Source organism: Streptomyces sp. NPDC029292 (genome assembly GCF_055569295.1).
On sequence record NZ_JBVHXR010000012.1, the window covers coordinates 15,886 to 39,039 of the forward strand.

Annotated in this window: 19 protein-coding genes, 1 tRNA gene and 1 pseudogene; 19 read left to right on the top strand and 2 right to left on the bottom strand. The window is 71.2% G+C overall.

Annotated features, from left to right (window positions below):
• Positions 1-66 precede the first annotated feature (66 nt).
• The 12 genes and pseudogenes from ACZ4WS_RS25090 to ACZ4WS_RS25145 all read left to right on the top strand — a co-directional run bounded on the left by ACZ4WS_RS25090 (position 67) and on the right by ACZ4WS_RS25145 (position 13,076).
• Entirely contained in the window at positions 67-642 is a 576-nt protein-coding gene (locus tag ACZ4WS_RS25090; protein WP_467983541.1) for a YqgE/AlgH family protein, read from the top strand.
• 30 nt (positions 643-672) lie between these two features.
• The gene (locus ACZ4WS_RS25095; protein WP_467983542.1) at positions 673-969 is read left to right on the top strand and encodes a DUF3039 domain-containing protein; all 297 of its coding nucleotides are present in this window, start codon (positions 673-675) and stop codon (positions 967-969) included.
• Between the two features lie 234 nt (positions 970-1,203).
• Entirely contained in the window at positions 1,204-2,511 is a 1,308-nt protein-coding gene (locus tag ACZ4WS_RS25100) for an extracellular solute-binding protein (protein ID WP_467983544.1), read from the top strand.
• Between the two features lie 4 nt (positions 2,512-2,515).
• Positions 2,516-3,496 (top strand): carbohydrate ABC transporter permease, encoded by a 981-nt coding sequence (locus ACZ4WS_RS25105; RefSeq protein ID WP_467983545.1) that lies wholly within the window; start codon positions 2,516-2,518, stop codon positions 3,494-3,496.
• Positions 3,493-4,356, top strand: a complete 864-nt coding sequence (locus ACZ4WS_RS25110) for a carbohydrate ABC transporter permease (protein WP_467983547.1) — start codon at positions 3,493-3,495, stop codon at positions 4,354-4,356. Before ACZ4WS_RS25105 ends, ACZ4WS_RS25110 begins: the two co-directional genes overlap by 4 nt.
• 4 nt (positions 4,357-4,360) lie before the next feature.
• Positions 4,361-6,010, top strand: a complete 1,650-nt coding sequence (locus tag ACZ4WS_RS25115; RefSeq protein ID WP_467983549.1) for a beta-N-acetylhexosaminidase — start codon at positions 4,361-4,363, stop codon at positions 6,008-6,010.
• Between the two features lie 281 nt (positions 6,011-6,291).
• Positions 6,292-7,185, top strand: a complete 894-nt coding sequence (locus ACZ4WS_RS25120; protein ID WP_467983552.1) for an FAD binding domain-containing protein — start codon at positions 6,292-6,294, stop codon at positions 7,183-7,185.
• Positions 7,182-8,705, top strand: coding sequence for a (2Fe-2S)-binding protein (locus ACZ4WS_RS25125; RefSeq protein WP_467983554.1), 1,524 nt, complete (start codon positions 7,182-7,184; stop codon positions 8,703-8,705). The genes ACZ4WS_RS25120 and ACZ4WS_RS25125 overlap by 4 nt, the downstream gene beginning before the upstream one ends.
• Positions 8,702-11,008, top strand: coding sequence for a xanthine dehydrogenase family protein molybdopterin-binding subunit (locus tag ACZ4WS_RS25130; protein ID WP_467983556.1), 2,307 nt, complete (start codon positions 8,702-8,704; stop codon positions 11,006-11,008). Before ACZ4WS_RS25125 ends, ACZ4WS_RS25130 begins: the two co-directional genes overlap by 4 nt.
• Complete coding sequence (locus tag ACZ4WS_RS25135; protein ID WP_467983558.1) at positions 11,005-11,151, top strand: hypothetical protein; 147 nt, start codon at positions 11,005-11,007, stop codon at positions 11,149-11,151. The genes ACZ4WS_RS25130 and ACZ4WS_RS25135 overlap by 4 nt, the downstream gene beginning before the upstream one ends.
• A gap of 78 nt (positions 11,152-11,229) precedes the next feature.
• Positions 11,230-11,499, top strand: a pseudogene (locus ACZ4WS_RS25140) (phosphotransferase); the annotation flags it as partial.
• A gap of 392 nt (positions 11,500-11,891) precedes the next feature.
• Positions 11,892-13,076, top strand: a complete 1,185-nt coding sequence (locus ACZ4WS_RS25145) for an SUKH-4 family immunity protein (RefSeq protein ID WP_467983559.1) — start codon at positions 11,892-11,894, stop codon at positions 13,074-13,076.
• 49 nt (positions 13,077-13,125) lie between these two features.
• Here the strand turns inward: ACZ4WS_RS25145 and ACZ4WS_RS25150 are convergent.
• Positions 13,126-13,197: transfer RNA gene (locus ACZ4WS_RS25150), tRNA-Cys, on the bottom strand.
• A gap of 228 nt (positions 13,198-13,425) precedes the next feature.
• Here ACZ4WS_RS25150 and ACZ4WS_RS25155 point away from each other — a divergent pair.
• From ACZ4WS_RS25155 to dapE, 7 genes are all read left to right on the top strand, one after another.
• Positions 13,426-14,856: an MFS transporter gene (locus tag ACZ4WS_RS25155; RefSeq protein ID WP_467983561.1), complete on the top strand. Its 1,431-nt coding sequence runs from the start codon at positions 13,426-13,428 to the stop codon at positions 14,854-14,856.
• Positions 14,857-14,902: 46 nt separating this feature from the next.
• Positions 14,903-15,100, top strand: a complete 198-nt coding sequence (locus tag ACZ4WS_RS25160; protein ID WP_151470956.1) for an Arc family DNA-binding protein — start codon at positions 14,903-14,905, stop codon at positions 15,098-15,100.
• The gene (locus tag ACZ4WS_RS25165) at positions 15,101-15,487 is read left to right on the top strand and encodes a type II toxin-antitoxin system death-on-curing family toxin (protein ID WP_467983563.1); all 387 of its coding nucleotides are present in this window, start codon (positions 15,101-15,103) and stop codon (positions 15,485-15,487) included. It abuts the gene before it with no gap.
• A 117-nt stretch (positions 15,488-15,604) separates the two neighbouring features.
• Positions 15,605-17,404, top strand: coding sequence for a DEAD/DEAH box helicase (locus ACZ4WS_RS25170; RefSeq protein ID WP_467983565.1), 1,800 nt, complete (start codon positions 15,605-15,607; stop codon positions 17,402-17,404).
• A gap of 451 nt (positions 17,405-17,855) precedes the next feature.
• A complete protein-coding gene (locus tag ACZ4WS_RS25175; RefSeq protein WP_467983567.1) occupies positions 17,856-18,497 on the top strand; it encodes an IclR family transcriptional regulator in 642 nt (213 codons plus the stop codon).
• Positions 18,498-18,750: 253 nt separating this feature from the next.
• Positions 18,751-20,274, top strand: coding sequence for an amino acid permease (locus ACZ4WS_RS25180; protein ID WP_467983569.1), 1,524 nt, complete (start codon positions 18,751-18,753; stop codon positions 20,272-20,274).
• A complete protein-coding gene (dapE, locus tag ACZ4WS_RS25185; RefSeq protein WP_467983571.1) occupies positions 20,271-21,353 on the top strand; it encodes a succinyl-diaminopimelate desuccinylase in 1,083 nt (360 codons plus the stop codon). The genes ACZ4WS_RS25180 and dapE overlap by 4 nt, the downstream gene beginning before the upstream one ends.
• Here dapE and ACZ4WS_RS25190 read toward each other — a convergent pair.
• On the bottom strand, positions 21,328-23,130 hold the full coding sequence (locus tag ACZ4WS_RS25190; RefSeq protein ID WP_467983572.1) for a PucR family transcriptional regulator: 1,803 nt from the start codon (positions 23,128-23,130) through the stop codon (positions 21,328-21,330). The two genes, dapE and ACZ4WS_RS25190, sit on opposite strands and share 26 nt — an antisense overlap.
• Positions 23,131-23,154: the final 24 nt, after the last annotated feature.

Here is a 23,154-nt window from a genome sequence, read left to right on the forward strand (position 1 = left end):
GCTGCGCTCACATCGGTACCGGTATTGCCTCCCCCCGCACCGGGAAGATGCGGGATCATGTCTGGCATGACCGAGGTGTCCTCGCTCACAGGGCGGCTGCTCGTGGCCACGCCCGCCCTGGCGGACCCGAACTTCGACCGCGCGGTCGTGCTGCTCCTCGACCACGACGAGGAGGGCTCGCTCGGTGTCGTCCTCAACCGGCCGACCCCGGTGGACGTCGGCGACATCCTGGAGGCCTGGGCGGACCTGGCCGGCGAACCCGGCGTCGTCTTCCAGGGCGGTCCGGTGTCGTTGGACTCGGCGCTGGGCGTCGCGGTGATCCCGGGCGGTGGCGCGTCCGGCGAGCGGGCGCCCCTCGGCTGGCGGCGCGTGCACGGCGCGATCGGCCTCGTCGATCTGGAGGCCCCGCCGGAGCTGCTCGCCGCGGCCCTCGGCTCCCTGAGAATCTTCGCCGGATACGCGGGCTGGGGCCCCGGACAGCTGGAGGACGAACTCGTCGAGGGTGCCTGGTACGTCGTCGAATCCGAACCGGGAGACGTCTCCTCCCCGTCCCCGGAACGCCTCTGGCGCGAGGTCCTGCGCCGCCAGCGCAACGAACTCGCGATGGTGGCCACGTATCCGGACGACCCTTCGCTCAACTGATGCGTGCGGGCTTCAGTACCCTTGGCTGTTATGAGCACTCTTGAGCCTGAGACCCAGCCCCAGCGAGGTACTGGGACGGGGACCCTCGTAGAGCCGACGCCGCAGGTGTCGCACGGTGACGGCGACCACGAGCGCTTCGCCCACTACGTCCAGAAGGACAAGATCATGGCGAGCGCCCTCGACGGCACGCCCGTCGTGGCCCTCTGCGGCAAGGTATGGGTCCCGGGCCGTGACCCGAAGAAGTACCCCGTGTGCCCCATGTGCAAGGAGATCTACGAGTCCATGGGCGCCGGCGGCGACAAGGGCAAGGGTGACGACAAGAAGTAGCGTGCCCGCGCCCTGAGGGGCGGCCCGTCGCGTGGACGGAGCAGGACCGCGGCATCCCGGTGCGGGGTGCCGCGGTTTTGTCGTGCCCGGGCGTTGCACGGAGTGCTTCCCGTGGTCACAGAGTGGTTGAGACCTCTTGTGGGCATGTTCATGCACTCCCTAACCTCCGGTGTGTTGTGCAGAGCGAAACCGCCATTGCGTATGTTGCAACACACTCCCATCGGAGGATGCTCGATGAAGTTCTCGACGAAGCTCCCTGTCCGAACGGCCGCCGCCCTCGCGGCCCTTGTCGTCGCCACCGCCTGCGCCCCCCAGACCTCCGACAACTCCTCCTCCGGCAAGGACGAGAAGACCGGCACCCTGCGTGTCTGGCTCTTCCAGGAGGTCAACAACACGCCGAAGGAAAAGGTCGTCAACGCGGCCGTCGACACCTTCAAGAAGGCCCACAAGGGCACCAAGGTCACCATCGAGTACATCCCCGTCGAGACCCGCGCCCAGCGCATCAAGGCCGCCTTCAACGACCCGAAGAGCGCTCCGGACGTCATCGAGTACGGCAACACGGACACGGCCGGTTATGTGAAGGACGGCGGACTCGCGGACGTCACCAAGGACTTCACCGGCTGGAGCGAGGCCAAGGACACCGACCCGACGGCCAGGGAGTCGGTGACGGTGGACGGGAAGATCTACGGCGCCCCGTACTTCGTCGGCGTACGTGCCCTCTACTACCGCACCGACGTCCTCAAGGAACTGGGCCTCGAAGTCCCGAAGACACAGGCAGAGTTGGCGGACACCGCGCGGAAGATCCATGCGGCGAAGCCCGACCTGTACGGCCTCGCGGTCGGCGGCGCCTACACGTACGGCGCGATGCCGTTCATCTGGTCCAACGGCGGTGAACTCGCCCAGGGCAAGGGCGGCTCGTACGCCTCCGCCATCGACAGCGCGGACGCCCAGAAGGGCATCAAGGCCTACACGTCGCTCTTCGGCGACGACAACTGTCCGGCCGCCAAGTGCGCGGGCATGGGCGGCAACGACACGGTGACGGCCTTCGCCTCGGGCAAGGCGGGCATGGCCATCGGCGGCGACTTCAGCCACGCGGCGATCGAGGCCGGGAAGGTCAAGGGCAAGTACGCCGTCGTACCGCTGCCGGGTCTGAAGGCGGGCGAGATCGCCCCGGCGTTCGCGGGCGGCAACAACATCGGCGTCCTGAAGAGCACCTCGCACCGCACGCTCGCCGTCGACCTGATGAAGCAGCTGGCGTCGAAGAAGACCCAGGGCGAGCTCTTCGACGCGATGGGCTTCCTGCCGACGTACACCGATGTGCGGGACGAGGTCGCGGCCAAGGAGCCGTTCGTCGCCCCCTTCGTCAAGACCCTCGCCGCGGGCGCCAAATTCGTGCCCGCCTCGCCAGCCTGGGCCCAGATCGACGCGTCGCTCGTTCTGCCGACGATGTTCCAGGAGGTCGTCAGCGGCAAGAAGGACGTGGCGGCCGCCTCCAAGGACGCGGCGAAGAAGATGAACGACGCGTTCAGCTCCGCGGGTTGAGCGGATGGCGACGCAAGACACGCTTGCCGAGCGGGGCACGGTCACCAAGGCGGATGCCCGCGGGCCCGGACGCCGAGGTCGCGGAGCCGTGACCGGCAAGTCTCCGCGCGGGAAGGGCGGCTGGACCCCCTGGCTCTATCTCGCCCCCGCCCTCCTCGTCATCGGCGGGCTGCTCGTCTACCCCGTCTACCAGCTCGGCCTGATCTCGTTCCTGGAGTACACCCAGGCGCAGGTCAGCGGCGGCGAGCCGACCACCTTCCAGGGCTTCGGCAACTACGCGACGCTCTTCGCCGACGACCAGTTCTGGCAGGTGCTGCTCGCGACCGTCGTGTTCGCGGCGGCCTGCGTGGTCTCCACGCTGGCCGCCGGCTGCGCGCTCGCCGTGCTCCTCACCCGCGTACGGGCCGTGCCCCGGCTGGCGCTGATGCTGGCCGGGCTCGGTGCCTGGGCGACCCCGGCCATCACCGGCTCCACGGTCTGGCTGTTCCTCTTCGACCCCGACTTCGGCCCCGTCAACCGGGTCCTTGGGATCGGTGACCACTCATGGACGTACGGGCGCTACAGCGCCTTCGCACTCGTCCTGCTCGAAGTGGTGTGGTGCTCCTTCCCGTTCGTGATGGTGACGGTGTACGCGGGGATCCGCGCCGTACCGGGTGAGGTGCTGGAGGCGGCGGCCCTGGACGGCGCCTCGCAGTGGCGGATCTGGCGCTCGGTGCTCGCGCCGATGCTCCGGCCGATCCTGGTGGTCGTCACCATCCAGTCGGTCATCTGGGACTTCAAGGTCTTCACGCAGATCTATGTGATGACCAACGGCGGCGGCATCGCCGGACAGAACCTCGTGCTGAACGTGTACGCGTACCAGAAGGCGTTCGCCTCCTCGCAGTACAGCCTCGGCTCGGCGATCGGCGTGGTGATGCTGGTGATTCTGCTGGCGGTCACGCTGGTCTATCTGCGGCTGCTGCGCAGGCAGGGGGAGGAACTGTGAGTCTCGTACGTGGTTTCGTACGGCGTCCGTGGCGTCCGCGGCGTCCTTGGCGGCTCGCCGCCGAGGTGTCCGCGCTGCTGATCGCGGCCGTCGTCGCCTTCCCGCTCTACTGGATGGTGCTGAGCGCCTTCAAACCGGCGGGAGAGATCGAGTCCACCGAACCCCGGCCCTGGACTCTGTCCCCGTCCCTGGATTCCTTCCGGCGCGTCTTCGGGCAGCAGGAATTCGGCCGTTACTTCCTCAACAGTCTTGTCGTCGCCTGCTCCGTGGTCGTCGTCTCCGCGCTGATCGCGTTTCTCGCGGCGACGGCGGTCACCCGATTCCGCTTCCGTTTCCGGACCACCCTGCTGATCATGTTCCTGGTCGCGCAGATGGTGCCCGTGGAGGCCCTGACGATCCCCCTCTTCTTCCTGATGCGGGACGTCGGTCAGCTGAACACCCTGGGCTCGCTGATCCTGCCGCACATCGCCTTCTCGCTGCCCTTCGCGATCTGGATGCTGCGAGGATTTGTGAAGGCCGTTCCGGACGCGCTGGAGGAGGCCGCGTACCTCGACGGGGCGAGCCGCGCGCGATTCCTCTGGCAGATCCTTTTTCCGCTCGTCTTCCCGGGGCTGGTGGCCACGAGTGTCTTTTCCTTCATCTCGGCCTGGAACGACTTCCTGTTCGCCAAGTCCTTCATCATCAGCGACACCTCCCAGTCGACCCTGCCGATGGCCCTCCTTGTCTTCTACAAGCCGGACGAGCCGGACTGGGGCGGCGTGATGGCGGCCTCTACGGTGATGACGATTCCGGTGCTGATCTTCTTCGTACTCGTACAGCGACGACTGGTCTCCGGCCTCGGCGGAGCGGTAAAGGACTGATGGCATGACGGACGGCACGGAACTGATTCCGGCACCGCGGGATCTTTACTGGTCACTGCCCAGCCCCGGATACGAGAGTCTGGACGCGGAGACGACGATCGAGGCGCGGCCCGGCACCGAGGGAGTGGCCCGCTGGCTGCGCTCCACGCTGGGCGCGGCCACCGGGTATCCGCTGGCCGACGGCCACGACACCGAGAACCGCATCGTCCTCGGCATCGATCCGGAACTCGCCCCCGAGGGATATCGCGTTGTCATCGACGGATACGCCCGCCGCATCGAGGGGGGCAGCGCCGCCGGGGTTTTCTGGGGCGCCCAGACCTTCCGGCAGCTGTTCGGCCCCGACGCCTACCGACGGGCTCCGGTGCGGCCGGACCGGGACTGGGATCTCCCCCAGGTGACGATCGAGGACAGCCCCCGATTCCGCTGGCGCGGCCTCATGCTCGACGTCTCCCGGCACTTCATGCCCAAGGACGGAGTCCTCCGCCATCTCGACCTGCTGGCCGCGCACAAACTCAACGTCTTCCACTTCCACCTCACCGACGATCAGGGATGGCGTGTCCAGATCAAGCGGTACCCGAAGCTGACGGAGGTCGGGTCCTGGCGGGCGCGCACGAAATTCGGCCATCGTGCCTCGCCGCTGTGGGAGGAGAAGCCGCACGGGGGCTTCTACACGCAGGACGACATCCGCGAGATCGTCGCGTACGCGGCCGAGCGGCATATCTCCGTCGTCCCCGAAATCGACATCCCGGGCCACTCGCAGGCCGCCATCGCCGCGTATCCGGAACTGGGCAACATCGACGTCATCGACACGACCTCCTTGACCGTCTGGGACGACTGGGGCGTCTCCAAAAACGTACTCGCCCCCACTGACACCGCCCTGCGCTTCTACGAGGGGGTCTTCGAGGAAGTCCTGGAGCTGTTCCCCGCGGACGCTGCCGAGTTCTCGGCGTTCCTCCACATCGGCGGCGACGAGTGCGCCAAGGACCAGTGGCGGCAGTCGCCGACGGCGCAGGCGCGCATCAAGGAACTGGGGCTCGCGGACGAGGACGCGTTGCAGTCCTGGTTCGTCCGGCACTTCGACAACTGGCTCTCCGCGCACGGGCGTCGGCTGATCGGCTGGGACGAGATCCTGGAGGGCGGGCTGGCCGCGGGGGCCGCCGTGTCCTCGTGGCGCGGCTACGAGGGCGGCATCACGGCCGCGCGCGCGGGCCACGACGTCGTCATGTGCCCCGAGCAGCATGTGTACTTGGACCACCGTCAGGACGGCGGCGAGGACGAGCCGGTGCCCATCGGCTACGTCCGCACCCTGGAGGACGTCTACCGCTTCGAGCCCGTTCCGCCGCAGCTCACCGAGGCCGAGGCGCGGCATGTGCTGGGCACTCAGGCCAACGTGTGGACCGAGGCGATGGAGGACCACGCGCGCGTGGACTACCAGACGTTCCCGCGGCTCGCGGCCTTCGCCGAGGTCGCCTGGAGCAGCCTGCCCGCCCCCGCCGAACGGGACTTCGCCGACTTCGAGCGGCGGTTGACCGCCCACTACGGGCGACTTGACGCCCTCGGAGTGGCCTACCGGCCTCCTACGGGCCCCCTTCCGTGGCAGCGGCGACCCGGTGTGCTCGGACGCCCGATCGAGGGTGCGCCCCCGAACGTGTGAGATGACTCCCGAGCGGCGTGTCCCGGGGTGTTCTCCCCGTGACCATGACCCCCACAAGGAAAAAGGCACCCAAGGGTCACCGAAGAGCGTCAATCGGCGCTCACCGGTGATGCCATATGAAAACGGGCCATCTCCCTGGTGAGAGGGGCGAATGCCTCCTAGCGGACCCCCGCGTCGAGGGCCGGGGAAGATGTGCCAGAGTTGCCACGTCCGCCCTGTCAGCACGTACCGTACGGCAGCACAGGTGGGACCAGGTGGGGCAGCGGGAAGGGGCAGCCGGTTTGACCACGCACGCACCGCAGGCGGCGCAGGCCGTGACGCTGCCCGGCTCGTTGGACGAGGCAGTCGCGGCTCTGGCCGCCATGCCCGCCGCCGTTCCCGTGGCGGGCGGCACCGACCTCATGGCCGCGGTCAACTCCGGACAGCTGCGGCCCGCCGCGCTCGTCGGCCTCGGCCGGATCAGCGAGATCCGCGGCTGGCAGTACCAGGACGGCCACGCGCTGCTCGGCGCGGGCCTCACGCACGCCCGTATGGGGCGCCCCGACTTCGCGGCCCTCATCCCGGCGCTCGCCGCCGCCGCGCGCGCGGCCGGACCGCCGCAGATCCGCAACGCGGGCACCCTGGGCGGCAACATCGCGTCGGCCGCCCCTACCGGGGACGCGCTGCCCGTACTGGCCGCCCTGGAAGCCACGTTGATCATCGCGGGCCCGGGCGGAGCCCGCCGTGAGATCCCCGTCTCGCACCTGCTCGCGGGCGTGGAGATGCTCCGCGGCGGAGAACTCATCGGCTTCGTGCGCGTGCCGCTGCTGCACGCGCCGCAGGTCTTCCTGAAGGCGACCGGACGCACCGGACCCGGGCGCGCCATCGCGTCCGTGGCGGTCGTCCTCGACCCCGCGCGGCGCGGAGTGCGGTGCGCCGTCGGGGCCATAGCGCCGATGCCGCTGCGGCCCCTGGACGCCGAGGCGTGGGTCGCCCAGCTGATCGACTGGGACAACAACCGCGCAATCGTGCCCGAGGCGCTCACCGCCTTCGGGGAGTACGTCGCCGCGGCCTGCATCCCCGACCCCGTCCCCGCCGAGGACGGCTCCGTGCAACAGCTTCCGCCCGCCGTACTGCACCTGCGGCGCACCGTCGCCGCGCTGGCCCGACGAGCACTGGGGAGGGCACTTTCGTGACCGACGACCAGCACGGAGAGGGCACCCCGCAGAGCGGCGGCCGATGGGATCCGCTGCCCCAGGGAGACTACGACGACGGCGCCACCGCCTTCGTCAAGCTCCCCGAAGGCGGCATCGAGGCCCTGCTCGCCGACCGGGACAGCCCGCTCGCGGCACCCGGCCACGGCTATGTGCCCCCGCAGATCACCGTGGCCCCCACGACACCCGCGGCGACGGACCCCGCGGCCGCGGGGACGTGGGCCGTGCCGGCCGAGGCCGTCCAGTGGCCGGACCCGAACGCCGCGCACCAGGGAGCCGCACCCCAGGAAGCCGCGCACGACGGGTTCGCGTACCACTCGGGAGCCACCGGGCAGTGGGACTTCGGCGAGGCCGCCGCCGTACCGGAGAGCGCCGCCGGTGTGCACCCCGGTCACGACGTGACCGGACAGTGGTCGATTCCGGTGGCCGGTGGTGACCTTCCGGACGAATCGGGCGAGTTCACCACCTCGGCGCTCGTCGAGCAGTGGGGTGGCACGCCGCCCGCCACGCTCCCCGGCGGCGCGGCCGCGCCCTGGGCGACGGAGGCCATTGGACAGGCGTGGTCCGCCGAGCCGGGTCAAACGGCCGCTGAGACGTTCGCGGAGCCGTTGGCGCAGCCGCATGCGGAATCCCCCGCGCAGGCCGTCCAGCAGGCCGCCGAGCCCGCTCACGAGGCTCCTGAGTCGGTCGCCGGGCACGCGCCCGCCGCCGCTGAGGCTTCCGACGCGCCCGAACCGGACCCGGCGTACGAGGACCAGTCGCACGAGGACCCGGAAGCCGAGTCCGACGCGGACGCCGCCGCCGAAGCGGCGCAGGACGCGGAGACCTCCGCCCCGGCCCCGAACGACGAACACCCCCTCGCCTCCTACGTCCTGCGCGTCAACGGCGCCGACCGCCCCGTGTCCGACGCCTGGATCGGCGAATCGCTGCTCTACGTGCTGCGCGAGCGGCTCGGCCTGGCGGGCGCCAAGGACGGCTGCTCGCAGGGCGAGTGCGGGGCCTGCAACGTGCAGGTCGACGGGCGGCTCGTGGCGTCCTGCCTGGTGCCCGCCGTCACCGCCGCGGGCAGCGAGGTACGCACCGTCGAGGGCCTGGCCGCCGACGGACAGCCCTCGGACGTGCAGCGGGCGCTGGCCAAGTGCGGCGCCGTGCAGTGCGGTTTCTGCGTACCGGGCATGGCGATGACCGTGCACGACCTCCTGGAGGGCAACCCCGCGCCGACCGAGCTGGAGACCCGCCAGGCGCTGTGCGGCAACCTGTGCCGCTGCTCGGGCTACCGAGGGGTCCTGGACGCCGTACGCGAGGTCGTCTCCGAACGCGAGGCGCACGCCGCGTCCGCCGCCGAATCGGCGTCGTCGCACGACCCGGACGAGGCGCGCATCCCGCACCAGGCGGGCCCGGGCGCGGGCGGGGTCAACCCGTCGGCCTTCGAGAACACTTCTCCGTACGACCCCCAAGCGCCGCATGAGCAGCCGTACGGCCAGGACGGAGGCCAGGCGTGAGCAACGAAGCCGCCACCGCGACACCCGCGGTACCCGAGACCGGCCCCGAACCCCTGCCGCACGGGCTCGGCGTCTCGCTGCCCGCCACGGACGCCCGCGCCAAGACGGAGGGCACCTTTCCGTACGCGGCCGACCTGTGGGCCGAGGGCCTGCTGTGGGCGGCCGTGCTCAGGTCGCCCCACCCGCACGCGCGCATCGTGTCCATCGACACCAGCCACGCGCGCGAGATGCCCGGCGTACGGGCGGTCATCACCCACGAGGACGTGCCAGGCAGCGCGCTGCACGGCCGCGGCAGGGCCGATCGCCCGGTGTTCGCCTCCGAGGTCGTACGCCACCACGGGGAGCCCATCGCGGCCGTCGCCGCCGACCACCCGGACACCGCGCGGATGGCCGCCGCGGCCGTCATCGTCGAGTACGAAGTACTCGACGCGGTGACCGACCCGGAGCAGGCCTTCGAGGCCGAACCCCTGCACCCCGACGGCAACCTGATCCGGCACATCCCGCTGCGCCACGGCGACCCGGAGGCGGCCGGCGAGATCGTCGTCGAGGGCCAGTACCGCATCGGCCGCCAGGACCCGGCCCCCATCGGCGCGGAGGCCGGTCTCGCCGTGCCCCGCCCCGACGGCGGAGTCGAGCTCTACGTGGCCTCCACCGACCCGCACACCGACCGCGACACGGCCGCCGCCTGCTACGGCCTCGAACCCGAGCGCGTGAAGGTCGTCGTCACCGGCGTCCCCGGCGCCACCGCCGACCGCGAGGACCAGGGCTTCCAGCTCCCGCTCGGCCTGCTCGCCCTGAAGACCGGCTGTCCGGTGAAGCTCACCGCGACGCGCGAAGAGTCCTTCCTGGGCCACGCCCACCGGCACCCCACGCTTCTGCGCTACCGCCACCACGCGGACGCCGAGGGCAAGTTGGTGAAGGTCGAGGCGCAGATCCTGCTCGACGCGGGCGCCTACGCCGACACGTCCGCCGAGTCCCTGGCCGCCGCCGTCTCCTTCGCCTGCGGCCCGTACGTCGTCCCGAACGCCTTCATCGAGGGCTGGGTCGTGCGCACCAACAACCCGCCTTCGGGGCACGTACGCGGCGAGGGCGCCCTGCAGGTCTGCGCCGCCTACGAGGCCCAGATGGACAAGCTGGCGAAGAAGCTCGGCATCGACCCCGCCGAGCTGCGCCTGCGCAACGCGATGGCCACGGGGGATGTGCTGCCTACCGGGCAGACGGTGACATGCCCCGCTCCGGTCGCCGAACTGCTCCAAGCCGTACGGGACTTCCCGCTCCCCGCCCTCCCCAAGGACACCCCCGAGGACGAGTGGCTGCTCCCGGGCGGCCCCGAAGGCGCGGGCGAACCCGGCGCCGTGCGCCGCGGTGTCGGCTACGCCCTCGGCATGGTCCACATGCTCGGCGCCGAGGGCGCGGACGAGGTCTCGACGGCCACGGTCAAGGTCCACGACGGCGTCGCCACGGTGCTCTGCGCGGCCGTCGAGACCGGCCAGGGCTTCACCACGCTGGCCCGGCAGATCGTCCAGGAGACCCTCGGTATCGACGAGGTGCACGTGGCACCGGTCGACACCGACCAGCCGCCCGCGGGCCCGAGTTGCCGCGGCCGCCACACGTGGGTGTCGGGCGGAGCGGTCGAACGCGCCGCGAAAATGGTCCGTACGCAGCTGTTGCAGCCCCTGGCGCACAAGTTCGGCATGTCCACGGAGCTGCTCCAGATCACCGACGGCAAGATCACGTCGTACGACGGTGTCCTGTCGACCACCGTCACCGAGGCGATGGACGGCAAGGAGCTGTGGGCCACCGCGCAGTGCCGCCCGCATCCGACGGAACCACTGGACGGCGCGGGCCAGGGCGACGCCTTCGTGGGCCTCGCCTTCTGCGCGATCCGCGCGGTCGTGGACGTCGATATCGAGCTGGGCTCGGTCCGCGTCGTGGAACTGGCACTCGCCCAGGACGTCGGCCGGATCCTCAACCCGGCGCAGCTGACGGCCCGTATCGAGGCGGGCGTCACGCAGGGCATCGGCGCCGCGCTCACCGAAAACCTCCGTACGGCACGGGGCCTGGTCCGCCACCCCGACCTCACCGGGTACGCCCTCCCCACCGCTCTGGACGCCCCCGACATCCGCATCGTCAAACTCGTCGAGGAGCGCGACGTCGTCGCCCCCTTCGGCGCGAAGGCGGTCAGCGCGGTGCCGGTCGTGACCTCCCCGGCGGCGGTCGCGTCCGCCGTACGGGCGGCGACGGGACGGCCGGTCAACCGGCTGCCGATCCGGCCGCAGGCCGCGGTGGTGACGGGGTCGTGAGCGCGCCGGACGAGCCGATGAGCCACGAACCCGAGCAGCCGCGCTACGAACCGCCGCCGAGCGTCGGGAAGTTGCTGATCTGGGTGCTGCTGTTCCTGCTGGCGGCCGTGGTGGTCGTCGTCGGCGGCATCTACTTCAGCTGAGGTGCGCTGATGGACGGCGTGGTGGTGATCACCGGCATCATGGCGGCCGGGAAGTCGACCGTGGCGCAGGCGCTGGCGATGAGGTTGCCGCGGGCGGCGCATGTACGGGGCGATGTGTTCCGGCGGATGATCGTGTCGGGGCGCCAGGAGTACGAGCCCGGCGCCGAAGACGAGGCCGAGGCCCAACTCCGGTTGCGGTACGGGCTGTCGGCGGCCACGGCGGACGCGTACGCGGGGGCCGGATTCACGGCCGTCGTGCAGGACGTCGTCCTCGGCGAGCAACTGACGGCGTACGTCGGCCTGTTCCGCACCCGGCCGCTGCACGTCGTCGTCCTCACCCCCCGTCCCGAGGCCGTCGCGGCGCGCGAGGCGGGGCGGGCGAAGACCGGATACGGGGCGTGGACGGTCGACGAACTCGACCGGGGGCTGCGCTCGCAGACCCCGCGGATCGGGCTGTGGCTGGACAGCTCCGAGCTGACCGTGGCGGAGACGGTGGACGCGATCGTGGCGGGGCGGGAGCGGGCCCGGGTGGCCTGACCCCGGGTGCTTCCGGGCTGTGCCGGGCGCCTGTGCGGCGCTTGCACCGCGCCTGTTTCCCGGGTGTGGGCGGCCTGTTCCTGCGTGTTTCTGGCGTTGTCAGTGGTGCGGCGTATGGTTCTCGGTCAGTGGGGAACTGCCGTGGGACGCCGCGGTGTTCCCGCCTGGGGGAAGCACGAAGCGTTCACATGCGCGGGGGGACCATGAGCACGACTGACACCGACGTCGTCGGCGCGATCACACTGACCGACGACGAGCTGGATCCGTACGTCACGCACGCGGGGACGCGGCGCCGGCTGACGGGGCCCGGACTGCCGTCCGACGGCACGCTGCTGGGCTTCGGCGCACTGCGCGAGCACGGGCTGCGCAGGATCGCGGACCTGGCGGGCGACGCGGACAGACTCGCCGGGGAGCTGCGGGACCAGCTGGTCATAGGAGCGCTGCGGACCCTCGACAGGGACCTGGAGTCGATCGTGCTGGACGGGGCGATGGGGGAGGTCCGCACGACGTACTTGTCGCGGAACCCCGCCCTGATGGACCTGTCGCCCCTGGCCCCCTCGCTGCAGGCGCTGCTGCGCTTCGCGGCGGCCACGGAGGAACTGACGGATCCCCGCGGGCAGTTCGCGTCGTACGAGGGCCGCTTCGGCACGAAGGCGGTCACGGAGGCGTCGGACCGGCTGGCCGCCGTCTTCGAGGAGGACGCGGGCGACGAGGTCCCGCCGTACTGGCGGATGGCCGCGCTGATCCGTCCGCTCGCCCGGATCGCGGGCCCCGGCGAGGGACTCGTCCTCGACCTCCCGAAGCGGCTGCTGGACGAGGAGTTCGGCGCCGGCGAGATCATGCGCTTCGAGGACGTCGACTTCCCGCCCGCGCTCGCGCACGAGCCGACGCGCCGCTTCCTGCGCGAGACCGGCCTGCCCGAGGACGGTCTCCTCTTCCAGCTGGACACGGAGGTGCCGCTCCCGGCGCTCAGCGAGTACTACGCGGACGAGCGCCCCGGCGTCTTCTCCGCCGACGAACTCCCCGCCGCCGCGGACCGCCTGATCCGCCTGGGCTACCTGCTGGAGGACACGAGCCTCGTGGTGGACGGCACCACGGGCGCGGTCCTCGCCTGGAGCGAGCCGGACATCACCCTGCGCCCGCTCAACGCCGACATCTCCACGCTCGCCTTCACCCTCTGGCTGCTGCACCGCGAGAAGACGATCGACGCGGCCCACGACCTCACCGACTCCTACGAACAGCTCGCCGCGACGATGACCGAAACCCTGGCCACGGTCGATCCCGTCGCCTGCGACACGACCCCGGCCCCGGCCCTGCCCGGCGACGACGGCTGGCGGTACTGGCCGGAGATATTCGAGGACCAGGCGGGCGGGACGCTGTACGCGTAAAACGCGGATCGGCCGCCCCCTGGGACGAGGACGGCCGATACCGTTCCGGAGGCCGTGGCGGGAATTGAACCCACGTACCTCGCTTTGCAGGCGAGTCCCTAAGCCACTCGGGCACACGGCCAATCTCAGGTGCGGCACGGCTCACTCGTTCCGAACCTGATGGGTTGACCGTAGGCGGGGGCATGGGCGGGGCTCAAGGGGTGCGCGGGCGCTGCAATGGGACTGCCATACGCCGTTCATGAACCGCCGGGCGGTCGGAGGGGCGGTGCTGGGCGTACGACCAAAGGCGTAGTTGATCACCGACTTCGGACAGGAGTCGGCGCGAGTTGTGCCTCTTACGCTGGCCGCCATGACACCCCTGGAAGCACGTGATGCCACGACGGTTCCCGCCGAAGGTGGGGAGGGTGGTGTGCTGAGCCGTCCCTACCGGGCGCTCAGCATCGGGATTGTGTTCGTGGAGCTGCTGATCGCCTTCGAGGCGACGGCCGTGGGGACGGCGATGCCCGTGGCGGCTCGGGAGCTCGACGGGGTGTCGTTGTACGCGTTCGCGTTCTCGGCGTACTTCACGACGAGTCTGTTCGGGATGGTGCTCGCCGGGCAGTGGGCCGACCGGGACGGGCCGCTGGCGTCGCTCACCACGGGGATCGGGGCCTTCGCGGCAGGGCTGCTGCTGTCCGGGACCGCCGGAGCCATGTGGGTGTTCATCCTCGGGCGGGCGGTGCAGGGGCTCGGCGGCGGGCTGGTCGTCGTCGCGTTGTACGTCGTCGTGGCGCGGGCCTACCCGGAGCGGCTGCGCCCGGCGATCATGGCGGCGTTCGCGGCGGGCTGGGTGATTCCGTCCGTGGTCGGACCGCTCATCGCGGGCACGGTCACCGAACACCTCGGCTGGCGCTGGGTGTTCATCGGGATACCGGTGCTGGTCGTCTTTCCACTGGCGCTCGCGCTGCCGCAGATCCGGCGGCTGACATCAGGCCCGGGCGGTCCCGAGGAGCGTGCGCCCCTCGACCGGCGGCGCATCCGGCTCGCGCTCGGGATCTCGCTGGGCGCCGGGCTCCTCCAGTACGCCGCCCAGGATCTGCGATGGCTCTCGCTCCTCCCCGCCGCCGCGGGCGCCGCGCTACTCGGGCCGGCCGTCCTCGGGCTGCTGCCGCGCGGCACGTACCGGGCGGCGCGCGGGCTGCCGTCGGTGGTGCTGTTGCGCGGGGTCGCGGCCGGTGCCTTCATCGCCGCAGAGTCCTTCGTGCCGCTCATGCTGGTCACCCAGCGGGGGCTGTCACCGACCCTCGCCGGGTTCTCGCTCGCGGCGGCCGGCGGGACCTGGGCACTGGGATCGTATGTGCAGTCGCGGCCCCGGATGGAGCCGTACCGGGCCCGGCTGATGTTCCTCGGCATGGTGCTGCTCGCGGCCGCCATCGCTACCGTGCCCAGCGTGCTGATCCACGCCGTGCCGGTGTGGATCGTCGCCCTGGCCTGGGGCTTCGGCTGCTTCGGCATGGGGCTGGTGACGGCCTCGACCAGCGTGCTGCTGCTGCGCCTCTCGGCGCCGGAGGAGACCGGGGCCAACTCCGCCGCCCTCCAGATTTCCGACGGCCTCTCCAACGCGTTGCTGCTGGCGGCGGGCGGTGCGGCCTTCGCGGCGCTGGGCGGCGGCACGGTGGCCCACACCGTCACCGCGTCGGCCGACGGCTCCCATGCCGCCGCCTTCGCCGTCGTGTTCCTGCCGATGGCGGGGGTGGCGCTGGTGGGGGCGTGGGTGACTACGCGAGTGAGAGCAAGGTGAGCTGGTACTACTTTGGCCCCACTAGTGGTACCGTCGTGGTATGGCTATGAATCTCCGTTTGCGCGACGACCAGCAGGAGGCGCTCAAGCTGCGTGCCGAGGAGGAGGGGCGCAGCATGCACGCCATAGTGCTCCAGGCGATCGACCGGTATCTGGAGCAGGAGGCGGATCGGGCCACGGTCCGTCGTCTGGGGGCGAAGTACGCGGCGGGTCAGGCTGACCTGCTGCGGAGGCTGGGGGAGTAGATGAAGTACCTCACGGTCCAGGAGGTCCTGGACCTGGCGGAGCTGGCGTGTGGGGAGCAGACGCAGGTTGCCGTGCGTGACCTGGGTCTGCTCAGCTCGGCCGTCCACCGTCCCCAGTCGCAGATGTTCGGCGTCGAGGCGTACACGGACCTCTTCGAGAAGGCTGCCGCACTGCTTCATTCGCTTGCCGTGAACCATCCTCTGGTGGACGGAAATAAGCGTATGGCGTGGATGTGCACGGTCGTCTTCCTCGACTTCAACGGCACTGAGATGCTCGACGTCGACCAGGACGGGGCGTACAAGCTCGTCATTGAGGTGGCAGCGGGCAGCCTGGAGGACGTGGGGCTGGTCGCCCTGCGGTTGAGGGCCCTGCACGAGGCGATGTGACCTCAGTCCCATCCACGGGTGACCCGGTGTCGTCCGCGCGTTGACACATCCGGGTCGCCGGTAGGGTGGCCCGGTTGTCATACGTAGCCGAGCCGCTCGACCCCATACACGGAGACCGTGACTACCACCGCCGCCACAAACTCCTCCTCGCATCACCTCTCACCCGCCTTCCCCGGCCGCGCCCCCTGGGGCACCGCGGGCAAACTGCGTGCCTGGCAGCAGGGGGCGATGGAGAAGTACATCCAGGAACAGCCGCGCGACTTCCTGGCCGTCGCCACGCCCGGCGCCGGCAAGACGACGTTCGCGCTGACGCTCGCGTCCTGGCTGCTGCACCACCATGTCGTGCAGCAGGTGACCGTGGTCGCGCCCACCGAGCATCTGAAGAAGCAGTGGGCGGAGGCGGCCGCGCGGATTGGGATCAAGCTGGATCCCGAGTACAGCGCGGGACCGCTCAGCAAGGAGTACCAGGGCGTCGCCGTGACGTACGCCGGTGTCGGTGTGCGGCCCATGCTGCACCGCAATCGCGTCGAGCAGCGCAAGACCCTCGTCATTCTTGATGAGATCCACCACGCCGGTGACAGCAAGTCGTGGGGTGAGGCCTGCCTCGAAGCCTTCGAGCCCGCCACTCGTCGGCTCGCGCTCACCGGTACGCCCTTCCGGTCCGACACCAACCCCATTCCCTTCGTGACGTATGAAGAAGGGAATGACGGGATTCGGCGGTCCTCCGCCGATTACACGTACGGATACGGGTCCGCCCTCGGCGACGGGGTCGTGCGGCCTGTCATTTTCTTGAGCTACAGCGGCAACATGCGGTGGCGTACCAAGGCGGGCGACGAAATCGCCGCGCGGCTCGGTGAGCCCATGACCAAGGACGCCATCTCGCAGGCCTGGCGCACCGCGCTCGACCCGCGCGGCGAGTGGATGCCGAGTGTGCTGCGCGCCGCCGACCAGCGGCTGACCGAGGTCAGGAAGGGCATTCCCGACGCGGGTGCCCTGGTCATCGCGTCCGACCAGGACTCGGCCCGCGCCTACGCCAAGCTGATCCGCGAGATCACCGGCACGAAGGCGACCCTCGTCCTGTCCGACGACACCGGCGCCTCGAACCGCATCGACGAGTTCAGCCACAGCGACCACCGGTGGATGGTCGCGGTGCGGATGGTGTCCGAGGGCGTCGACGTGCCGCGGCTCGCCGTCGGCGTGTACGCCACCACCATCTCCACCCCTCTCTTCTTCGCCCAGGCCGTCGGACGCTTCGTACGCTCCCGGCGGCGCGGCGAGACCGCGTCCGTCTTCCTCCCGACCGTCCCCGACCTCCTCGGCTTCGCCAACGAGATGGAGGTCGAGCGCGACCACGTCCTCGACAAGCCCAAGAAGGAGGGCGAGGAGGACCCGTACGCCGAGTCCGAGCAGGAGATGGACGAGGCGAACCGGGAGCAGGACGAGGACACCGGGGAGCAGGAGCAGTTCTCCTTCGAGGCCCTGGAGTCCGAGGCCGTCTTCGACCGGGTGCTGTACGACGGCGCCGAGTTCGGGATGCAGGCCCACCCGGGGAGCGAGGAGGAGCAGGACTACCTGGGAATTCCGGGGCTGTTGGAGCCCGACCAGGTCCAGCTCCTGCTCCAGAAGCGGCAGGCCCGGCAGATCGCGCACAGCCGCAAGAAGCCGGATGAGGAAGCGGATCTTCTCGAACTGCCCGCCGAGCGGCGCCCGGTGGTCTCCCACAAGGAGATGCTGGAGCTCAGGAAACAGCTCAACACCATGGTGGGCGCGTACGTCCATCAGAGCGGCAAGCCGCACGGTGTGATCCACACCGAGCTGCGGCGCGTGTGTGGCGGACCGCCGAGCGCGGAGGCCACGGCGGGGCAGTTGCGGCAGCGGATCGCCAAGGTGCAGGAGTGGGCCACCCGGATGCGGTGACGCTGTGCCTGTGCCTGTGCCTGTGCGGGGCTGTATCTGACGCGAGTGTGTCGAGAGGGGGCGGTGTACCTCTCGGTACAGGGGGTTGTACCGAGGAGTGCGGGCGCTGTACCTCTCGGTACAGCCACGGCTCGCGGCGTGTGCGCTGTGTGCAGGGGTGGTGCACGCCGAGTGTCGTGCGCCGTACGTATGGGGGCAAACGAAGTCGGTCCGGACCAGGCACTGCCCGGATTCTGGACGGAGGCTTCCGCTGAGCGAACCGGCTCGCTACTGTCCCGCTACGCACACGCCCCGTGGCAGCGCCGCCGCGGAGCGCAGCCGTGAAGCGACTGAGCCCGGGAGAACCCGGGCCGCCAGCCGATCGGCGGCCTCTGAAGCGCGTCGCCGACGGGACTCGGTGACGCAACCGCCGCGAGGGGGCCGTCGACCTCACCACTAAGGAGTGGGCGTCGTGACCGCGGAGACCTCTCAGACGCTCGATCGAGGACTGCGCGTCCTCAAGCTGCTCGCCGACACCGATCACGGGCTGACCGTCACCGAGCTCTCGAACAAACTGGGAGTCAACCGGACCGTTGTGTACCGGTTGCTCGCCACGTTGGAGCAGCACGCACTCGTACGCCGTGATCTGGGTGGCCGCGCCCGGGTCGGGCTCGGCGTGCTGCGGCTCGGCCGCCAGGTGCATCCGCTGGTACGGGAGGCCGCGCTGCCGGCGTTGCGTGCGCTCGCGGAGGACATCGGGGCGACTGCTCATCTCACGCTTGTCGACGGGACCGAGGCGCTTGCCGTGGCCGTCGTCGAGCCGACGTGGACGGATTACCACGTCGCCTATCGCGCCGGGTTCCGGCATCCGCTGGACCGGGGGGCCGCGGGGCGCGCGATTCTTGCCGCCCGGCAGGCGCCGGTGGGTGAGCCCGGGTACACGCTCACGCATGGGGAGTTGGAGGCGGGGGCCAGTGGGGCCGCGGCTCCTCTCATCGGTGTGACGGGTGTCGAGGGCAGCGTGGGTGTGGTCATGCTCGCGGACTCCGTGCCGGAGCGGGTGGGGCCGCGGGTCATGGACGCCGCCCGCGAGGTTGCTGACGCGTTGCGCTGAGGTGCCTTCGGGAGGTTGCCCGGCGTCGGCGTCGGCGCTGAGCTCGGGGCGGGTGCGCTCACCTGCGCTTGCAGGGTGCCGCTCTCTTTGGGACGGGCGTCGCCCCGGCGGCACGGTGGCCCACAGCCAAGGCGGCTGCGGCCCATGTTTCCACTCACCCCCCGGCTTTGGCCGACCCGCCAAATCCCCCCGTCCATCTCTGGCCGATGTTCCCACCGCCTGTTGCCCCGTCCTCCGCATCATCAGGGCACTGATGGCGGAATGGCGGAGGGAGCACGGCGTGGACACGGAGACAGAGGCGGTCCGTACGCGGCCGGATGGTGGTCGTGCGGGCGGGCGGGCGGCGCGGCTCACCCGACGGCAAGGGGTGGGCTCGCTGGTGGCCGAGGCCGCCGGGAGTCCGCTCAAGCGGACCATGGGGGTCGGGCAGCTCACGCTGCTCAGCGTGGGGGCGACGCTCGGTACCGGCATCTTCGTGGTGCTCGGGGAGGCCGTTCCCGAGGCGGGGCCCGCGATCATCGTGTCGTTCGTGCTCGCCGGGGTGACCGCGCTCTTCTCCGCGCTGTCGTACGCCGAGCTGGCGGGCATGATCCCGGGCTCGGGCTCCTCGTACAGCTACGCGTACGCGACCCTCGGCGAGCTGGTCGCCTGGGTCTGCGGCTGGTGTCTGATCCTGGAGTACGGGGTGTCCGTCGCCGCCGTGGCCGTGGGCTGGGGGCAGTACGTCAATGAGCTGCTGGACCTGACCGTCGGGGTCACCCTGCCCGACTCCTTCAGCGCGCCGCCCGGTGCCGGCGGTGTCCTCAACATCCCCGCCGCCGCCATCGTCGTCCTCTCGATGGTCGTACTGCTGCGGGGTGCGAAGGAGAGCGCCGTCGCGAACACCATCATGGTCGCCGTGAAGATCGCCGCCCTCGTGATGTTCTGCGCGGTCGCCTTCACCGCCTTCCGTGCCGGGAACTTCACCCCGCTCTTCCCGCTCGGCACCGCCGGGATGAGTGCGGGCGCCGCCTCGCTCTTCTTCTCCTACATCGGCTTCGACGCCGCCTCGACGGCGGGGGAGGAAGCCAAGAATCCGCAGCGCGACCTGCCGCGCGCGATCATCCTCTCCCTCGTCCTGGTCACCGCGCTGTACGTCGTCGTCGCGGTCGCCGCGCTCGGTGCCATGCCGTGGCAGAAGTTCGCGGGCACGGAGGCCACGCTCAGCGAGGTGCTCGTGCAGGCGGTGGGCGGGGGCAGTCTCTGGCCGATCCTGCTCTCCATCGGCGCGGTCGTCGCCACGACGAGCGTCGTGCTCACCGTGCAGTACGGACAGATCCGCATCCTCTTCGCGATGTCCCGGGACGGGCTGGTGCCGCCGCTGTTCTCCAAGGTGCACCCCACCACCGGGGTGCCGCGCGCCAACACCGTCATCGTCTCCGGCTTCATCGCCGTGCTCGCCGCGCTCGTCCCGCTGGGCAGCCTCGCCGACGCCACCAGCATCGGCACGCTCTTCGCCTTCATGCTGGTCAACCTGGCCGTGGTCCTGCTGCGCCGCCGCAGCCCCGGGGCGTCCCGCTCCTTCCGGGTGCCCTTCTCGCCGGTGACGCCGCTGCTGGGTGTGGGCTTCTGCGTGTACATGCTGTTCAGCCTGGGGACGGACACCTGGGTCGCGTTCGGCGGCTGGATGGCGGTCGGCCTGGTGATCTACTGGCTGTACGGGATCAAGCACTCCAGGCTCAACCAGCAGCCCGGACTCCAGCCCGAACACCAGCCCGACATCCAGGAAACCGCATGACCTCCCCCGACCGTGACGCGGCTCTCGACCTCGCCACCGACATCGTCGCCCTCACCCGCGCCGTCGTCGACATCCCCTCCGAGAGCGGCGAGGAGGCCCGGCTCGCGGACGCCGTCGAGGCGGCGCTCGGCTCCCTCCCGCACCTCACCGTCGACCGTATCGGCCACTCGGTGGTCGCGCGCACGGACCTCGGCCGCCCCGAACGGGTGGTGATCGCGGGCCACTTGGACACGGTTCCGGCCGCCGGGAACCTGCCGGCGCGGCTGGACGGCGACCTCCTGCACGGCCTCGGCGCCTGCGACATGAAGGGCGGGGTCGCCGTGGCCCTGCGCCTCGCGGCCACCGTCCCCGCTCCGACGCGCGACATCACGTACGTCTTCTACGAGTGCGAGGAGGTCGAGGGCGACCGCAACGGGCTCGGCACGATCGCCGCCGTACGCCCGGACCTGCTGAAGGCCGACCTCGCGATCCTCATGGAGCCGTCCGACGCGGGCGTCGAGGCGGGCTGCCAGGGCGTGCTGATGGCGGACATCACGGTGCGCGGGGAGCGGGCGCACACCGCGCGGGCGTGGCGGGGCGTGAACGCTGCGCACCGGGCCGGGGCGGTCCTCCAGCGCCTCGCCGAGCACACGCCCGAGCGGGTGGTGATCGACGGGCTCGAGTACCGGGAAGGACTGAACGCCGTCGCCGTGCGGTCCGGGGTCGCGGGCAACGTCGTACCCGACACGTGCGTGATCACCGTCAACTCTCGCTTCGCGCCGAGCCGTTCGGCAGAGGAAGCGGAGGCGTACGTGCGGGACCTCTTTCCGGAGTACGAGGTCGAGGTCACCGAGGTCGTCCCCGGCGCCCAGCCCGGGCTCGCCCAGGAGGCCGTCGCCTCGCTCGTCGGCGTGCTGGGCGCGGAACCCCGCCCGAAGCTCGGCTGGACCGATGTCGCACGGTTCGCCGCGCTCGGCGTACCGGCGCTCAACTACGGCCCCGGAGACCCGGTGTTGGCGCACACGGCGGGGGAGTACGTGCCGGTGGCGCAGCTGCGCGAGTGCGAGGAGCGGCTCAGGAGCTGGCTGCTGACGCCGTGAGCCCCGCCAGCGTCCTCAACTGCAGCCACAGCACCAGCCGTTCGTCGGGATCGTCGAGGTCGATCCCAAGCTGCTGCTGTGCCTGCTTGAGGCGGTAGCGGCAGGTGTTGGGGTGCACGGCGAGCAGCCGTGCCGCGCCCGCCATGTCGCAGCCCGCGTCCAGCCAGGAGACGAGGGTGCGGCCGTAGTCGGTGCCGTGCTCGGTGTCGTACGCGAGGACTTCCCGCCATGCTCCGGCGCTCAACTCCCGCCGCTCGCCGAGTACTTCGGTCAGCCGGAGGAGGGTGACCCGGGGCCGTACCTCCGCCACGGACGCCACCGGCAGCTGCGGCCCGAGGACGCGCAGCACCAGGTCCGCGTCGTCGCGCGACGCGGTCACCTCGGCGAGTCCGGGCACGACATCGCCCAACCCCGCCCGTACGGGCACCCGCAGCGCCTGCCCGGCCCGCCCCACGATGTCCTCCGCGAGCTGCTTGTGGCTGTGTTTTTTTGTTCGCCTCCGGGGCGCTCCAGCCGGTGTCGAGCGACCGACCGTGCTCAGCCCTTCGGGCCTCCGCGCTCCCCCACGCTCGGCTTCGCTCGCGCGGGGGGACCCCCATGCCCTCTCGACACCGGCGCGTCCCTGCGGCTCACGGGCCCCGCCGCGCTCGCCGAGCGCGGGCAGCAGCGCGTACACCACACCGTCGACGAGGACGCAGGCGTGCCGCCCGTAGCGCGCCTCGCACTGCAGACGTACGAGGTCCAGGAGTCGTAGCGCGGTCTGCTCGACGTCCGCCGCCGAGACCGCCGAGTCGAGCACGAAGGCGGCCACGCGCACCGGCGCCGGGCCGCCGTCCGGGCCGAGGCCCATGCCCAGGCGGTGGGCCGCGCCGGCCGGGTCGGCGGTGCCGTCGAGCAGCCGGCGCAACAGGTCCCCGTTCTGGTGCCGGGCCAGCTCCTGCGCGGCCCGCGCCCGCAACAGCAGCAGCGCCGCCGTGGACGCCCCCTGCGCCAGCGCCTCCTCCGCATCCGGCGCGAGATTCCCGTCGTCCACCACCCAGAGCGACCCGAGGGTCTCACCTCCGGCGCGAACGGCGATGGCGAGACGGGGGAGGTTGGCGCGGTGGGCGGGGTGGCCGGGGTGGGCCCCGCTCGTGGCGCCGCCGCCCGGGCCAGCGCCCGGACCGCCCCCCAGAGCCGGCAACCGCACCGGCCGCTCCGCCGCGAACAGCACCCGGTACTGCTCCGAGTTCTCCGGGCTCGTCGGTACCTGGAGGCCGAGGATGCCCTGTCTGCGGTCCTCGTCGACGGGCTGGCCCGGCACGGTGGAGTACGCCAGGATCCGCTGGCGCGGGTCCTCGATGGCGGTGGCGCCGCCGACGGCCGCGGCGACGGCGTCGGCCAGGGCGAAGAGGTCCCCGAGCCCGCTTCCGGGGGCCGAGGGGCGGGCGCCGATCGCCGAGGCGAGCAGCAGGTGTACGTGGTGCCAGGCGGCGTCCTCGTCCACGGACAGCAGGGCCACGCCCGCGGACTCCGCCTCCGCGAGCGGTCCGTCGGGGCCGCGGACGACGAGCCCGCTCATCCCCGCCTCCGCCGCGGCCCGCGCCAGCGGCCCCGCCGCGGACGCCCGCACGCCGACCGCGAGCAGCAGCGCGCCGGGCGCACGGGGAAGCGGCGCGTGGGCGTCGTACAGCAGCGCCTCCGTGACGGGCACGGTGAGCCCGGCGGGCGCGGTGTGCAGGCGTACGGAGGGGCCGCCGATGACGTCCAGCAGGTCGCCGAGAGTGCAGGCGTCCACGGTTTCTCCTCGGGTGGTGGGTGA

Coding starts and splice junctions, on each gene's coding strand:
- ACZ4WS_RS25165 (WP_467983563.1), top strand. CDS start 15,101: ATGAAGTACCTCACGGTCCAGGAGGTCCTGGACCTGGCGGAGCTGGCG.
- ACZ4WS_RS25145 (WP_467983559.1), top strand. CDS start 11,892: ATGAGCACGACTGACACCGACGTCGTCGGCGCGATCACACTGACCGAC.
- ACZ4WS_RS25160 (WP_151470956.1), top strand. CDS start 14,903: ATGAATCTCCGTTTGCGCGACGACCAGCAGGAGGCGCTCAAGCTGCGT.
- ACZ4WS_RS25115 (WP_467983549.1), top strand. CDS start 4,361: ATGACGGACGGCACGGAACTGATTCCGGCACCGCGGGATCTTTACTGG.
- ACZ4WS_RS25155 (WP_467983561.1), top strand. CDS start 13,426: ATGACACCCCTGGAAGCACGTGATGCCACGACGGTTCCCGCCGAAGGT.
- ACZ4WS_RS25090 (WP_467983541.1), top strand. CDS start 67: ATGACCGAGGTGTCCTCGCTCACAGGGCGGCTGCTCGTGGCCACGCCC.
- ACZ4WS_RS25095 (WP_467983542.1), top strand. CDS start 673: ATGAGCACTCTTGAGCCTGAGACCCAGCCCCAGCGAGGTACTGGGACG.
- ACZ4WS_RS25105 (WP_467983545.1), top strand. CDS start 2,516: ATGGCGACGCAAGACACGCTTGCCGAGCGGGGCACGGTCACCAAGGCG.
- ACZ4WS_RS25180 (WP_467983569.1), top strand. CDS start 18,751: ATGGCGGAATGGCGGAGGGAGCACGGCGTGGACACGGAGACAGAGGCG.
- ACZ4WS_RS25100 (WP_467983544.1), top strand. CDS start 1,204: ATGAAGTTCTCGACGAAGCTCCCTGTCCGAACGGCCGCCGCCCTCGCG.
- dapE (WP_467983571.1), top strand. CDS start 20,271: ATGACCTCCCCCGACCGTGACGCGGCTCTCGACCTCGCCACCGACATC.